This is a genomic window from Pseudomonas sp. GW821-FHT01E10 (assembly GCF_059422365.1).
Map to the genome: position 1 here is coordinate 19992 of NZ_JBWKWT010000011.1, position 13983 is coordinate 33974.

The 13983-nt window shown below is 53.5% G+C and carries 17 protein-coding genes; 11 read left to right on the top strand and 6 right to left on the bottom strand.

All coding sequences use genetic code 11. The annotated features are described in order from the left end of the window. The first annotated feature begins 148 nt into the window (after positions 1–148). Entirely contained in the window at positions 149–1444 is a 1296-nt protein-coding gene (gene tssI / locus AC07V0_RS19355; protein WP_086944925.1) for a type VI secretion system tip protein TssI/VgrG, read from the top strand. A gap of 67 nt (positions 1445–1511) precedes the next feature. Here the strand turns inward: tssI and AC07V0_RS19360 are convergent, their stop codons facing one another. Further along, positions 1512–2207, bottom strand: a complete 696-nt coding sequence (locus tag AC07V0_RS19360) for a tRNA (adenine(22)-N(1))-methyltransferase (protein WP_026286374.1) — start codon at positions 2205–2207, stop codon at positions 1512–1514. A 181-nt stretch (positions 2208–2388) separates the two neighbouring features. Further along, a complete protein-coding gene (locus tag AC07V0_RS19365; RefSeq protein WP_064618653.1) occupies positions 2389–2745 on the bottom strand; it encodes a VOC family protein in 357 nt (118 codons plus the stop codon). A gap of 141 nt (positions 2746–2886) precedes the next feature. On the opposite strand from AC07V0_RS19365, the gene AC07V0_RS19370 reads away from it, so the two are divergent. Together AC07V0_RS19370 and AC07V0_RS19375 are read left to right on the top strand one after the other, a co-directional pair. Further along, positions 2887–3339, top strand: a complete 453-nt coding sequence (locus AC07V0_RS19370) for a thiol-disulfide oxidoreductase DCC family protein (protein ID WP_064618657.1) — start codon at positions 2887–2889, stop codon at positions 3337–3339. Continuing rightward, entirely contained in the window at positions 3336–3704 is a 369-nt protein-coding gene (locus AC07V0_RS19375) for a DoxX-like family protein (protein ID WP_086944927.1), read from the top strand. The genes AC07V0_RS19370 and AC07V0_RS19375 overlap by 4 nt, the downstream gene beginning before the upstream one ends. 14 nt (positions 3705–3718) lie before the next feature. On the opposite strand, the gene AC07V0_RS19380 is transcribed toward AC07V0_RS19375, so the two are convergent. From AC07V0_RS19380 to AC07V0_RS19390, 3 genes are all read right to left on the bottom strand, one after another. Next, positions 3719–4210, bottom strand: a complete 492-nt coding sequence (locus tag AC07V0_RS19380) for a DUF2269 family protein (protein WP_018925626.1) — start codon at positions 4208–4210, stop codon at positions 3719–3721. Position 4211: 1 nt separating this feature from the next. Beyond that, entirely contained in the window at positions 4212–5339 is a 1128-nt protein-coding gene (locus AC07V0_RS19385) for a saccharopine dehydrogenase family protein (protein WP_086944928.1), read from the bottom strand. Between the two features lie 82 nt (positions 5340–5421). Then, positions 5422–6006 carry an eCIS core domain-containing protein gene (locus AC07V0_RS19390; protein WP_086944929.1) on the bottom strand — a complete coding sequence of 195 codons (585 nt, stop codon included), beginning with the start codon at positions 6004–6006 and terminating at the stop codon, positions 5422–5424. A gap of 294 nt (positions 6007–6300) precedes the next feature. On the opposite strand from AC07V0_RS19390, the gene AC07V0_RS19395 reads away from it, so the two are divergent. The 8 genes from AC07V0_RS19395 to AC07V0_RS19430 all read left to right on the top strand — a co-directional run bounded on the left by AC07V0_RS19395 (position 6301) and on the right by AC07V0_RS19430 (position 13289). Continuing rightward, positions 6301–7170 carry an AraC family transcriptional regulator gene (locus tag AC07V0_RS19395; RefSeq protein ID WP_026286372.1) on the top strand — a complete coding sequence of 290 codons (870 nt, stop codon included), beginning with the start codon at positions 6301–6303 and terminating at the stop codon, positions 7168–7170. Between the two features lie 512 nt (positions 7171–7682). Then, on the top strand, positions 7683–8375 hold the full coding sequence (locus AC07V0_RS19400) for a cytochrome-c peroxidase (RefSeq protein ID WP_086944930.1): 693 nt from the start codon (positions 7683–7685) through the stop codon (positions 8373–8375). Further along, positions 8290–9075, top strand: coding sequence for an RHS repeat-associated core domain-containing protein (locus AC07V0_RS19405; protein ID WP_086944931.1), 786 nt, complete (start codon positions 8290–8292; stop codon positions 9073–9075). Before AC07V0_RS19400 ends, AC07V0_RS19405 begins: the two co-directional genes overlap by 86 nt. A gap of 2 nt (positions 9076–9077) precedes the next feature. Then, complete coding sequence (locus AC07V0_RS19410) at positions 9078–9434, top strand: hypothetical protein (protein ID WP_140393624.1); 357 nt, start codon at positions 9078–9080, stop codon at positions 9432–9434. A 377-nt stretch (positions 9435–9811) separates the two neighbouring features. Next, complete coding sequence (locus tag AC07V0_RS19415; protein ID WP_310398347.1) at positions 9812–10375, top strand: RHS repeat-associated core domain-containing protein; 564 nt, start codon at positions 9812–9814, stop codon at positions 10373–10375. A gap of 781 nt (positions 10376–11156) precedes the next feature. Continuing rightward, a complete protein-coding gene (locus AC07V0_RS19420; protein WP_086944935.1) occupies positions 11157–11648 on the top strand; it encodes a hypothetical protein in 492 nt (163 codons plus the stop codon). A gap of 150 nt (positions 11649–11798) precedes the next feature. Then, complete coding sequence (locus tag AC07V0_RS19425; protein ID WP_086944936.1) at positions 11799–12038, top strand: hypothetical protein; 240 nt, start codon at positions 11799–11801, stop codon at positions 12036–12038. 990 nt (positions 12039–13028) lie between these two features. Further along, a complete protein-coding gene (locus AC07V0_RS19430) occupies positions 13029–13289 on the top strand; it encodes a hypothetical protein (protein ID WP_064618677.1) in 261 nt (86 codons plus the stop codon). A 190-nt stretch (positions 13290–13479) separates the two neighbouring features. Here the strand turns inward: AC07V0_RS19430 and AC07V0_RS19435 are convergent, their stop codons facing one another. After that, on the bottom strand, positions 13480–13944 hold the full coding sequence (locus AC07V0_RS19435; RefSeq protein ID WP_086945144.1) for a VOC family protein: 465 nt from the start codon (positions 13942–13944) through the stop codon (positions 13480–13482). Positions 13945–13983: the final 39 nt, after the last annotated feature.

Genomic DNA, 13983 nt, shown 5'->3' on the forward strand with positions numbered 1-13983 from the left:
AAGACGCAAACGCCAATATACAAGAGCGCCAAATTAGTGGATTAGTGCCTGTTATAGGCTCTTGCCCTGAGCTGGACTTACCCGGCTTCCTGACATTGACATCTGCGACAGCCCCGATTCAACACTTTATGCAAGAAGAGAACAGTGGATGTTCAGCCCAGCCAATCAGACGTCTTTCAGTTTGACCATCGACGGTTTTGCGCACGATTTTCAAGTACTCGCATTCACCGGAGATGAGGCGATCAGCAGGCCTTACCTCTTCAACGTGGAGCTTGTTAGCGAGCGGTCTGACCTGGATCTCGAAAGCCTCTTCGACGTAGAGGCTTTTCTGACCTTCGACGCGAAGGGCAACGGCGTCCATGGACGGATCTATCACATCGCCCAAAGCGGTAATCATCAGCGTTTGACGCACTACAATCTGGCCCTCGTACCGCACCTGTCCTACTTGCGCCACCGCATCAACCAGAGGATCTATCAACAGTTCTCGGTGCCGAAAATCGTCGCCTTGATACTGGAAGAACACGGGATTGTGGGTGAGGCTTATCGGTTTCATCTGGGGTCGACCTACCCCGAGCGTGACTACTGTACCCAGTACGATGAAACGGATTTGCACTTTATTCAGCGCTTGTGCGAAGAAGAAGGTATCCACTTCCACTTCCAACACAGCGCTCAAGGCCACGTGCTGGTCTTTGGCGATGACCAGGCGGCTTTTCCCAGGATTGGGCAACCCACTGCTTATGGACAAGAGAGCGATAGAGTGGCCAACGAGCCACTGATCAAGCGCTTCAACCTACGTCTGGGGAGAAACGAGCAACAGCCAGGCATGGAAAACGATGACAAGCTGAAGCCTTTCACAAGCCATGAGCACGGCAAGCAGATAAGTCTGCGTGCTATGGAGCGCCGCCATGCGGCTTATCGTCAAGCCGAAGGGCAAGGTGACCAGACCCGGTTAGTCAGTGGCCATGTTCTGGAGATCTCTGGCCACCCGCGCCAGGAATGGAACGACCGATGGTTACTGACTCAGATCATCCACGAAGGCAAGCAACCACAGGTATTGAGCGAGAACGTCGCCAGTGGCAACACAGACAACGAGGATGACTTTCATCAGGGTTACCGCAACCGCTTTATCGTTCTTCCGTGGGACGTGTCCTATCGTCCACCTTTGGCTCACAAGAAACCTCAGGTACCAAGTAACCACACCGCTGTGATCATCGCTCTGGAAGACGAGGAGATCCAGGGTGATAGGCGCCTCGGAAGGGTCAAGGTCAAGTTCCCCTGGGACCGCGAAGGTAGATTTGACGACAAGAGTTGTTGTTGGCTGAGGGGGACCTCCAATTGGAGTTGTGGAATGACGCCCCCCCGAACGGGTATGGAAGTCATGGTTACATTTCTCGAAAGCGACCCCGATCAACCGCTGATCAGCGGTTGCCTGTGCTGCCGCTAACCGCAAACCCTATAAGAGCAGCAACCGTCAGGTTGAAATTTGCCCCTGCAATTACTTAGTCAAGGGCTCAAGCCAGCAGGTCGGCGATCCACCGGGCCTGCCGGGCGACGTCCTGCACCTTCTCCTCGGGCACGGCCTGCCGCGCCTTGGCGAAGCTGCTCAGGGTCCGCTGCTTCTCGCGCAACAGGCGCTGCCACTTGATCAGGAATGCCGAGCTGCGTGCCTGCATCTGCAGCGGACCGAAATACAGCTCCTCGGCGGTGTACATCACCGGCCCGGTGCGCTCGGCGACGATGATTTCGTAGTCGAAGCGGTTTTCCCGCAGCACTTCCTCGCAGAGGATGCAGTAACCATTTTCCATCAGCCATTGGCGCAGTGGCTGCTCGCCGCCGTTGGGTTGAAGGATCAGGCGCTCCTGGCCGCTCAGACGTGCCTTGCCGCAGTCGAGGATGTCGCGGATCGTCTCGCCGCCCATGCCGCAGATGCTGATTGCCGTGATCCCGTCTCCCGGCTCGATTGCCGTCAGGCCATCGGCCAGGCGCACGGTGATCCACTGGTCCAGGTCGTTCTCGCGCACGGTGCGTTCGGCCGAGCGAAATGGCGTCAATGCCACCTCGCCGGCCACCGCCGCCACGATGGCGCCACGGCGCATCAATGCCACAGGCAGGTAGCCGTGATCCGAGCCGATATCGGCCAGGCGCGCACCTGCTGGCACATGTGCCGCCACGCGTTCCAGGCGCATGGACAATGTCTGTTGGTTCAACTGTTGCCCCTTTTCACCACGAACGTCCGGCACCTTTGACCGGATCGGCCCGCGATTCTGGCGAGCAACGCTGTGCATTTCAAATTTATGCGACCAGGATCATGGCTCGACCCGCACCTGCCGCTTGAGTATCGGCCCAAAGCGAGCCCTGGTAATGGATCGCTTTGGGCCGACCTGAGCCCTACTGCCGAGCTGTCCAAACGGCCAGTTCATAGCCATCCGGATCAATGAAGTGGAACCTGCTTCCACCGGGGAACGAAAATATTTCGCGGCTGATAACAGCGCCCAAGGCTTTGAGCCGTTGCTGCGCCTCATCGAGATCATCCGAATACAAAATGATCAAAGGGCCACCAGGTCGAACCGGCTCTCCCGTAGTGAAGCCACCGGTAAGGCGGCCATCACTGAATTCCGTATAGGTCGGGCCGTAGTCGACGAATGTCCAGCCGAACGCACTGCCGTAGAAAGCTTTGCTGCGAGCAATGTCGTCGACATTAAATTCAATATTGTCGATCTGCCGGTCTTTACCACGCACACTCATGGATGCCTCCTTGGCTGATATTAAAGGAACAATGATATTGCAGCTGCCGGCAAGGAGCAGCCCCCCTTCGGCGAAATGCAGACTTTAACGCTGGCACGCGGTTATGATCCGGGATAATCAGGTTCCCTTGGATCCACGCTTATGCCCACCTCGAAAATCCGCCCCTCACCCGCGCCGCTGCTCAAACCAGGAGAGACGGTGGTCTTGTTCGACGGTGTCTGCAAGCTGTGCAATGGTTGGGCGAGGTTCTTGATTCGCCATGACCGCCAGCAGCGCGTGCGGTTGGCGGCGGTTCAGTCACCCGAGGGGCAAGTCCTGCTCGCGTGGGCAGGTTTGCCCGTGGATCAGTTCGACACCATGGCGGTGATCCGCGACCGACACTTCTGGGAGCGTTCGGATGCATTTTTCGAAGTCATCGCCCAGTTGCCCGCTCTCTGGCGCCCAGTGAACCTGTTGCGCATCTTCCCTCGCATGCTTCGAGATTGGGCATACGACCGCATTGCGCTTAATCGTTATCGGCTCTTCGGGAAATACGACACGTGCCTGCTGCCGGATCCTGATCATGAACAACGCTTTTTGAAAGCGCCCCTATGAACGCCCTCACACGTATTAACTGGATCGCCCGTGGGGGGCTGGCGTTCATGTTTGGCTACCACGGTCTGATTCCCAAGTTGCTGTGGCTAAGCCCTGGCGAGCGAACAATGATCCAGTCTCACGGGATCACTCAGGTTGAGCTGTTCGCCAATATTGCCGGGGTCGCAGAAATTGCGCTGGCCTTATGGATACTGATCGCACCGCGCAGTGCCTGGCCTCTTGCCGTCGCCGCGGCGGCGCTGTTTGGCCTGCTGCTGGATGTAGCAATTTTCAATCCATCAATGCTCAAGGAGGCCTTCAATCCAGTCTCGTTGAATGTGGCGGGACTTACCCTGTGCGCAGTGGCCTGGAACACCAAGACTTGAGCCAGCCGATCCTGCTATCCCAATAGCCCAACCAGTTGCACCGGCGTCATCTTCGTCACCATCATCAGCACAATCACAAACATCCCGACAAAACCGACTACCCCCATCCACCACCATTTTTTGTACACGGATCGGTATTCATCATCGAGTCCGCTTCCAGCCTCAACTGCGCACGACGCCATCAGGTACAGCCGCTTCTGCAACACCAGCACCGGCAGCCAAAGCGAACCCACGCAGAAGAAGATAATCAACGAAGTCAGTACCCACTCCGTGGTCATGGGTAGTCCGGAGAGCCTCATCAGCAGGTAGCCCGTGATGATCTGAACAAAGCCTGCCGGCGTGGTAATCCAGGTGTCGAAGCGCACGACCATCCGGGCCACATGCGCGATCACTTGAGGGTTGGCCGTGCGGCTGGCGGCGATCAGATAGAGGTAGGAACCCATGCCGAATCCGAACAGGAAAATCGCGGCAATGATGTGGAGGTACTTCAGGCATAGATAGAGCATGTCAGCGCAGCTCGCCAGAGAACTGCACAGACAGGCTCAAATTGTCCGGATCGTTGATCGCTGCCATGTATTCATCGACGGTAATTTCGCCCACGCAAGCCCTGGCACCGGGATGCGGCACATAGCCCTGGGCCATTTTTGCGGCCAAGGCTACAGATGCGCAGCTTGGGATTTGCGGACCTTTGTCATTGGTGGCCGTCAGTTGCACCGTCATGGCCAGCGGTTTCCCATCAACTCCCTTGCCCTGAACGTCGATGTACATCGCGCTTTTGCCATCGCCGAAACGTTCAAACCGGGTCCCCAGCCGATGCAGTCTGGCGGCCCAAAGGGCATGGTCGCGAACCAGCCCGATCTTCAACGCCTGAGCCAGCAGATAGTTGGCGACACCACCAAGCTTCAAGCCCGCGCCGGCCTTGAAGCTCAGGGTTTGCGCGCCATAGCGGCTGGCGAAAATATCCATGTCCGGCACATCGACATTGGCCAGCACGCGAGTGCCCAGATGCGGCATCTTGCGCAGCGTCAGATCCTGCCAACCCGACACTTCATGCACCTTGCCATTCTTGAGTTGCCTGATCGGTTTACCCGCGTAGGCGAGTACGCCTTCGACGGTCGACAATCCCGGCATCTTCGCCGAAGAGGAAATGCCATGCTCGATCGAGTCGATACGACTGAAGCGATAGCGCTGCTGATCGATGATGGCTGACGATAGCGTCGGCACCGAACTGCAGCCACTGAGGATCGCCACTCCTGCCTGTTTCGCCAAGGCATCGAGTACGCCAACGCCGTTGACGAAGGTTCGGCAGTCAGACAGGTCGCAGTAGTTCACGCCAGCCTCGATGCAGCTCTCGGCGACCGCATAGGATTGCCCCTGAAACGGGCCGCCAGTATGGATGACCAACTGGATGTCCATCGAGCGCAAAACGGATTTGAACTCAGTGCCCATGGCATTGCCGCACCAACTTTCGGCGACAGTGCCCGATTGGCTTTTCAACTCATCGACTTTGCGCTGCAACTTGTGTGGATCGCGGCCCGAGATCACCAGTTCCACATCTGGCATTACCGCCAAATGCCTGCAAACGATGCTACCGAAGTTTCCGTAGCCACCGACCACCATCACCCTGAACACCATTCAACTCTTCCCTAACTGACAGGCTGCTTTCAGCCAATAATGACTGCTTTATGCCTGTAATGTCAGGCGGCTTCGCTACCCTTCATTGAGTCCCTCCCCGCACCGACCGTCGAACTTCAGCCTGTATGGCATAAGCCGGCGCCTCCACAGCATTGAAATCTTGTGTATAGCGCTGGGCAAATCCTTCTACCCCCCATTCCCGAAACTGCTGCACGTGCTTCAGTTCGTGAGCCCAGAGCGCGATGTCCTGTTCTGCGGTTTGAGTGTCCCGGAAGAGGATGATGTCGATCAGCGTCACGGCACCGACGTCGGGGTTTTGCAGCATGGAAGTGGCGGCGCTGAATTGGCCGTTGTCGCTCACTTTGTAGTGCGCGGCATCAAGGACGCTGGGGTCGTACCAGCGCAGCAGTTGCTCCCGGATGTGCGGTGGAATGGGTTGGATCTCGGCGCTGGCTGCTTCAGCGCGGGCTTGGGTCAGCCACAGCGCCAGGGCAGGTGCCGCGACCTGGTAGACGCCATCAGTCACCTGCCCCAGATCTGGCAGGCAGATGCAGCCGTTCAGGCACACTTGTTTCTCGCCAGGTGGGCAGGCGTTAGTCTGGGCTTGTACTACAGGAGTCAGGCCAAGAACAGACAGCGCCACCAGACATGTGATGATGGGCGGCATTGGGCCCTCCAGGGACGGAAGCAGCGCGAACAGCGAATCACAATTGATCGATGACCCGCATAACTTTAGCGCACCCTTGTCGGGTCTCTTCTCGATGATTGCCTGGGGGTAATTGCTGCCCTCACAACGACAGCAACAGTCGATCAGAAGTGATCGGACTGGGTATACGGTGTCTCATGGTGGAAGAGATCGCATTGGCCAACCCAAAACGTACCTTGAGCAAACGCGGCTAGGCGCGTTTACACCGCTATAGTCGATTCTATTGCCGACCGTACTTCCAGGAGCCTTTTCCCAGTGTCTGACATGCCGAGCAACTTCGCCTACACAAAACGCTTCAACGCCGTACTCGCCTACATCGATGCCAATCTTGAAGGTGACTTGTCGGTGAAGACGTTGAGTCATGTGGCGAACTTTTCGGTGTTTCACTTCCATCGACAATTCAGCGCGTTCGCAGGTGTGCCGGTCTCACGTTATGTGCAACTGATGCGGCTACGACGCGCGGCACATCGCCTGGCCTCCCTCGCTGATCACTCGGTACTGGACGCGGCACTCGGTGCCGGCTTTGAAAGCCCCGAGGCATTTTGCAGGGCGTTCAGGCGGGCGTTCGGTATGACCCCGAGTGCGTTCAGGAAGGAACCGAACTGGCAGGTCTGGAATGCGGTATTCGCAATCCCTCATTTTTCCAGGACTATCATCATGCAAGTACGAATCGTGGAATTCCCAGAAGTCAGGGTCGCAGCGCTTGAGCACTGCGGACCACCCGGGCTCGTCAATGAGAGCGTGCGCAAGTTCATCGAGTGGCGCATGCAGAGCGGACAGTCGCCGGTGGCATCGAGTCGCAGCTTTGGCATTCCCTATGGCAACCCCGACACGACACCTGCACAAGCATTCCGCTTCGCCATCTGCGGCGAGATTCACGAGGCTGTGGCGCCGAATGAGTTCGGCGTGCGCGAGATCGTCATTCCTGGCGGTCGCTGCGTCGTGGTGCGACATACGGGGTCACCGGATCACATCGGCGAAACGATCTATCCGATTTACCGCGATTGGCTTCCTGCCAGTGGCGAGGAACTCCGTGACCACCCGCTGTTCTTCAATTACCTGAGCGTCTATCCCGAGACGCCGCAGGATCAATGGCAAACTGACGTGTATGTTCCGCTTCAATAGCGGAGCAAGCAGCTTTCGACCCTGACGGACATTGACGAGTGTCCGCTCAGGGTTGGCATCCACATCAACGACGACAGCTTCTTTGCCCGTAACCCAGGGCCTGTTAACGCTTCGCGACAAAGTCAATGAGGGGAAAGCGCAAACCCGCGAAATCCTCGACTGCAGAAAGCCATCCTGACCGGTCGCTTTCCAGTCCCATTGGCAAGTTTTCAAACCCTGTACTACTGTCATCTCGTGCTGGATGCTCGGGATCGCGGACGTTCGATCTCCCCCAAGGTCATGGAATGAAGACCCCATCGTGAACACACAAGTGTTCCAACCGCTGTGCATACGACGTGTACGACGAGCCCAATGTGGCTCCGGTTCACAGGGAGGTGCTTATGGTGGCTTCAGGTCTAAAGTCTCGGCAGCAAATGCTGAGCATTCGCCATTGTATTGATACGAAACACGCTGCTTCCCTCCCCTGGCATCCCGGCTCCCGATTTCAGCCCGCTAAGTACCAGTAACTGAACATGCGCAGCATGCATTGCCTGAGCATGTGCCTGGCGCTGTTGCCTGCCGGCACGGTTATGGCTGACTCTCTTCCCGGATTATCGGCGTCTTGTACGGAGCAAGCCGTAGATAACCTGCTGGGGCTTCCGCCCATACCAGATGCCTCGTCACCTGAGCATCTGGTGGAAAAAATCCAGCTTGGCAAAACGCTGTTCTTTGACAAGCGTCTGAGTGCTGACGGCTCGATCAGCTGTGCCTCTTGCCATAATCCCGAACGAGGCTTCATCGACGGTTTGCCGCGCGCCCAGGGCATCCATCGCCAGCTTGGAACACGCAACACACCTACCCTCGTCAATGCGGCTATTGCCGGAACTCAGTTCTGGGACGGGCGCCGTGACAGCCTCAAGTCGCAGGCTACGGATCCCCTCTTTAACCCGATCGAACACGCCGTGAATGATGAGGCGCAGTTACTCCATACCATTCGGCAGGACATTCAGTATGTTGCGGCTTTCGAGAAGGTGTATGCGGCCTCCCCTGAGACGTTAATGGCCACGCAAGTTGCACAAGCCATCGCGGCCTACGAACGCACCCTGGTGGCTGGTAACTCTGCATTTGATCGTTATCGCTATGGACACGACAAAACAGCTCATCCAAGCCAGTCGCCCTCTGGTTCTGACGCCCCTGGAAAAACCGATTTGGTGGCGTTTATCTAACCAGTTGACGGCATGGAGCGGTGCCTCCTTGCTGTATGACGCCAACGGCAATATGACCAGTGACGGCAGCAACACTTACACCTGGGATTCGCGCCAGCGCCTGAGCACGCTCACGGGCACCGTATCCGGGAGTTTCAGTTATGACGCGGCCAACAGGCGCAGCCAGAAGACAATTTCCGGCCAGACCACCAGTTATGTCTTCGACGGTGTCAATCTGGTGCAAGAGCTGACCGGTACTGTCACCCCCACGGTACAGGCCAATCTCCTTACGGGCGGTTTGGACGAAGTATTCAGCCGCACCGAGGCCAGCGGCAACACCTACAGCTACTTGACTGATGCGCTGGGTTCAACCCAAGCGCTTACCGACAGCACTGGCGCGTTCACCACGCAATACACCTACGAGCCTTATGGCCAAACCAGCAGCAGCGGCTCCGCCAGCACCAACAGCCAGCAGTACGCCGGGCGGGAAAATGATGGCACGGGCCTCTATTATTATCGGGCACGGTATTACTCTCCAGGCTTTGGACGGTTTATCTCGGGAGATCCGATTGGACTTGCGGGGGGGATTAATACGTATGGTTATGTTGGCGGGAATCCGATTGGCATTACTGATCCATATGGCCTCGCATATCAATTGACGATTTCTGGCGGCGTAGCTTTGATAGTCCCAGGAACAGGGGAAGTCTTAATGTGGTCGTAGGTGTGAATCTCGATTGGATGAACACATCGGTGTACTCACAAGGTCAAGCCAATGGTTGGCTCGGTGCAGGCTATTATGTTGGATGGGGAGTCAGTATCGTTGGTGGAGATGGTGATGCCCCTACTACAGGTTTTGATCACACATCGTACGCGGAAGCCGATATCGGCTGGGGGCCAGCATTCGGTATTAGTGCCTCAGGAAACAGCTGCGGTAACATATCGGGTGTATCTGGAGCAGTCCCATACAAATTTGGACTTGGTAAAGGGCTTGGTGCGTTTGTCGGTCAGTCAGGAACTGCAACAGCAGTATCTCCAACGATCCAGAGTGCTAAAAACTGGTTTAACTCATTCAAACATTGAGATAAGCCCCATAAACATCTACAGTTACGAAAAAATCACATCACTTGAGGTTTTATAAAATGAAGTCTCACGATAAAAATGATTTTCTAAAGGAAATACGTCATCGACGTAATTTGTTTTGGTTGTGGTTGCCAGTCGCGCTCTTGATCCAGCTGGCAGTCATATCAATTATAAAAATTTCTTGGGGGGAACCACCAGCATGGATTTTCACAACACTTAATGCCGGCAGCGCTATAATTGGATTTATACTAATAATCCGAGTTTCAAAAATACGCTGTCCTAGGTGCGGAAATAAGGCACTTCGATTCATCCCGCTAACAACCATGAAATATGTTTGCTGTCAATGGTGCAACTATCCAGAAAATGAATAATTCAACGTGTGTGGCAGGGTATTTTTAGTTAAACATGCCATTGAACATTTTAACGACAGTGACGGGAGCAATACCTACACCTGGGATTCGCGCCAGCGCCTGAGCACGCTCACGGGCACCGTATCCGGGAGTTTCAGTTATGACGCGGCCAACAGGCGCAGCCAGAAGACAATTTCCGGCCAGACCACCAGTTATGTCTTCGACGGTGTCAATCTGGTGCAAGAGCTGACCGGTACTGTCACCCCCACGGTACAGGCCAATCTCCTTACGGGCGGTTTGGACGAAGTATTCAGCCGCACCGAGGCCAGCGGCAACACCTACAGCTACTTGACTGATGCGCTGGGTTCAACCCAAGCGCTTACCGACAGCACTGGCGCGTTCACCACGCAATACACCTATGACCCTTATGGCCAAACCAGCAGCCCCGGCTCCGCCAGTACCAACAGCCAGCAGTACACCGGGCGGGAAAATGATGGCACGGGTGTCTATTATTATCGGGCACGGTATTACTCTCCAGGCTTTGGACGGTTTATCTCGGGAGATCCGATTGGACTTGCGGGGGGGGATTAATACGTATGGTTATGTTGGCGGGAATCCGGTTTCTTACATTGACCCTTTAGGGCTATGGCGTCTTCCAGACTTCCTCGCAGTAAATATAAATATCGCAATTCCAAATCCAATAACGGACACGTATTTTGGCTGATCGGGAACTGCTAGTTTAGATCGATATGGGAACTGGTACGGGAGCGTATTAGGTGCAGAACTTGGAAAGTCTGCTAACATTATAACTGGAAGCATTACTGCAAACTGGATAAACCAGTCATGTAACGCTATAGAAAATCAGCTCAATAACTTCTTGTCGGGAAATGGAGTTAACGCTGCTGCTGGTTTCTGGGGGGGATTTCTGAGACGTGGTCACCAGGTAATGGGTTTGCAACAGGGGTTGGATTGATTTCGCCTCAACTAGGTGCTAGTTACAATTATTCCTCCCAAGAGGCTGGGAAGGCTGGATCAGGATGGTGAGAATGAAAAGCGTCGGATTGTTATTATTGATTATTATACTGTTCTCAGTAGGAGTAATGTGCTTGTTTTCTCTCGAGCAAACCCGAGAAATTGCAATAAAAGTGGCTGACTGGGCATACGCATCAAAAAACCACCCACTCAAGACCCTGGTTAGATCAAACAACTACTTGAACATGCTTAGGATGGTGGGCGCGATAGCCCTCTTTACATCTTTTTTCTTAATATGGGCATGGATAAAAAACTTATAAAAAAAATACACACATATGGAGATCACTCTTGGCATCTGCATGGAAATACCCCACCCCGGCGAGCTTCCAGATCAGAAAGCATGTCCGGCCCGGCCATTGGCTTGCCCGCAATTGGTGCGGTGCTAGCGGGCGAAAGTGAGCCATCAAAGTCAGGGTGTAAAATGACCGACGGAAGCGAACACTTACTTATCGGAAGACTGGCAATCCTGCCATTTGCCTTTGTTCAGTGGGGCGTTTTGCTTTGGTACCTGAGTTCATTGCGGCGATTACGTGACAATTTTCTGAAAAGATTAATAGGAGGAGCCGTATCTATTGCGACCATTTTCGCAGTGACATTCGGACAAATGGAAGCTTACACAATAATCACTTCTATGCCGCACCCAATGACTGACAACTTTTTCTTTATTACATTCTCCATCGAGCACGCCGCGTCCATCTTCTTTATCTTCTACGCTGCAATTAAAAGAACGAGCAAACAAAGGGGACGGATTTATTTTCTTCAATTACCGACCAGAATGGCGCCGTGGGCGCCCAATTTGTGGGGACCGGCAATGGGCCAAATGCTACTCTAAACCAGTACATTGGGCCGGTAATTTTCAGTGCGCTGGGTGTTGCTGGCTATATCAACCTTAATCCTAGTGTAGGAACTGGACCATGAGTCAACTAGAAAAAAGGAGCAAAGTAGGAGTCCGTATTGCATTAACTATTGTCTTGTTATTGACATGCATTGTTTTTTTATTGGCATTGAGCTGTATTCTGGAATTGCACCACAAAAAGCCGTTGGCTACCCCAATTCCGGCCAACTTAAGCTTTATGTATTATTTCCAGCCGCATCAGTTCTTATTAGCGCTTTAATGCTGACCTTCTCAAAAAAACTGCCGAACTGGTTGTTGATTGTTTTTATACCGATTCAATTCATCGCTATTTTTACGGTTTTTATTTTTTTTGGTGGTGGTGTGTAAGGGCGTCGCTTGTCGGGAAATGGAATTAACGCTACCGCTGGCTGCTGGGGGGGGCGTTTCTGATTCGTGGTCACTAGGTAATGGGTCCGCATCAGGGTTTGGATTCGTTTCTCCACAACTAGGTGCTAATTAAAACTACTCCTTCCAGGCTGCAAGGAAGATTGGATCAGAATGGTGGAAATTATGACTATTGGGCTATTGGCTTTTATTATAATACTGTGCTTACTGGGAATAATGTGCTTGTTTTTTTCTGAGAAAACGCAAGGCATTATAATCAAGTTAATTGACCGAGCAGGCGCATCAAAAAAATACCCACTCAAGAGCCTGATCAGATCAAGCAATTATCTGTATATTCTTAGATCAGTTGGCGCATTAGCTCTTTTAATGTCTTTTTTCTTAACATGGGGATTGATAAATAATTTATAAAAATATACACACATATGGAGATCACTCTTGGCATCTGCATGGAAATACCCCACCCCGGCGAGCTTCCAGATCAGAAAGCATGTCCGGCCCGGCCATTGGCTTGCCCGCAATTGGTGCGGTGCTAGCGGGCGAAAGTGAGCCATCAAAGTCAGGGTGTAAAAATGACCGACGGAAGCGAACACTTACTTATCGGAAGACTGGCAATCCTGCCATTTGCCTTTGTTCAGTGGGGCGTTTTGCTTTGGTACCTGAGTTCATTGCGGCGATTACGTGACAATTTTCTGAAAAGATTAATAGGAGGAGCCGTATCTATTGCGACCATTTTCGCAGTGACATTCGGACAAATGGAAGCTTACACAATAATCACTTCTATGCCGCACCCAATGACTGACAACTTCTTCTTTATTGCATTCTCCATCGAGCACGCTGCGTCCATCTTCTTTATCTTCTACACTGTAATTAAAAGACGAAACCACCGAAGGAGAGGGATATACCGATAGCGGCTCACAAGATCAATCTGTAATCAGAGGCAATCTGGCGATACAAAATCTGGGAGGTGAGAGAATGAATGCACTTAAACGCGTCGTGGGAGTACTGGCCTTAGGCTTTTGGTTTTCTTCATTTTTTGCCTGGAAATACTTTGATGCTCACGGACTGAGAACGCCGGATCTTCAAAGTGGAAAAACCTACCCGCTGGATACGCACGGTTCGGTTGTATACCTAACGCCCCATGAGCATTACTTTTTGTACGGTTTGATCATCGCTGGCATAGTGTTTTTCCTGCTCAGCGCTGTTTTTTATTTTGTCGGGAGCAAGCGACCATAGTTTGTTGCCAGTGGACACAATGAAGAAGCACCATGGCTCTAACCAGCAACATTTCACTCTACGACAGTCGATGGCCCACGCTCTTCCTTAGCGCCACGGTTTATGGGGGTCAGTCTCGACATCCGCTCGCAGTGACCACGTAGAGCCTGGATCAATCGGCAGTCAGCATGGCAATGCCGAGCGCCCTCCCTCAGCCCTCCTCGGCAAATGCCTCCTTGATAAATGCCTCCAGCTCTTTCTCTTCAAGCAACTCAATAGAAAAATGCCCGAAGCGTTTCGGTAACCAGAGTATGCGTGTCCCACTTGGCGTCTGGAGGTTATCGCGAGACAGCGGTTTGCCGTTCTCATCTTCCGGCTGGACGCCTGCGTCGATCAATTCGTCGTAGGCTGCCTCGATGTCCGGTGTGGAATAGCAGTGCCGGTAGATGGTGCCTTCGCCGTTGGCGTCCATCAGAGCCTTGAGATTTCCGGTAAACGGTTGCACCAGCATAAGGCGCTCCGTTCCGAACATGACGATCGCATAGCGCACATGCAAACCGTCGCGCTGCCAATCAAGTGTCTTTGAAATTCTGGCGCTGAAGACACGGGCGTAATACTTGCACGCTTCCTCAAGGTCTTTGACGAGAACATCGACGTGGCTGAACTTTAATTTCAATGGCCCCACCTTTTTCAGACATGCGATTTGATACCGAGA

Bases quoted from the DNA above. Each gene is read 5' to 3' on its own strand.
- tssI (WP_086944925.1), top strand. From the start codon at position 149: ATGTTCAGCCCAGCCAATCAGACGTCTTTCAGTTTGACCATCGACGGT.
- AC07V0_RS19365 (WP_064618653.1), bottom strand. From the start codon at position 2,745: ATGAGTGTGCGTGGTAAAGACCGGCAGATCGACAATATTGAATTTAAT.
- AC07V0_RS19370 (WP_064618657.1), top strand. From the start codon at position 2,887: ATGCCCACCTCGAAAATCCGCCCCTCACCCGCGCCGCTGCTCAAACCA.
- AC07V0_RS19375 (WP_086944927.1), top strand. From the start codon at position 3,336: ATGAACGCCCTCACACGTATTAACTGGATCGCCCGTGGGGGGCTGGCG.
- AC07V0_RS19380 (WP_018925626.1), bottom strand. From the start codon at position 4,210: ATGCTCTATCTATGCCTGAAGTACCTCCACATCATTGCCGCGATTTTC.
- AC07V0_RS19385 (WP_086944928.1), bottom strand. From the start codon at position 5,339: ATGGTGTTCAGGGTGATGGTGGTCGGTGGCTACGGAAACTTCGGTAGC.
- AC07V0_RS19390 (WP_086944929.1), bottom strand. From the start codon at position 6,006: ATGCCGCCCATCATCACATGTCTGGTGGCGCTGTCTGTTCTTGGCCTG.
- AC07V0_RS19400 (WP_086944930.1), top strand. From the start codon at position 7,683: ATGCGCAGCATGCATTGCCTGAGCATGTGCCTGGCGCTGTTGCCTGCC.
- AC07V0_RS19405 (WP_086944931.1), top strand. From the start codon at position 8,290: ATGGACACGACAAAACAGCTCATCCAAGCCAGTCGCCCTCTGGTTCTG.
- AC07V0_RS19420 (WP_086944935.1), top strand. From the start codon at position 11,157: ATGTCCGGCCCGGCCATTGGCTTGCCCGCAATTGGTGCGGTGCTAGCG.
- AC07V0_RS19425 (WP_086944936.1), top strand. From the start codon at position 11,799: ATGCATTGTTTTTTTATTGGCATTGAGCTGTATTCTGGAATTGCACCA.
- AC07V0_RS19430 (WP_064618677.1), top strand. From the start codon at position 13,029: ATGAATGCACTTAAACGCGTCGTGGGAGTACTGGCCTTAGGCTTTTGG.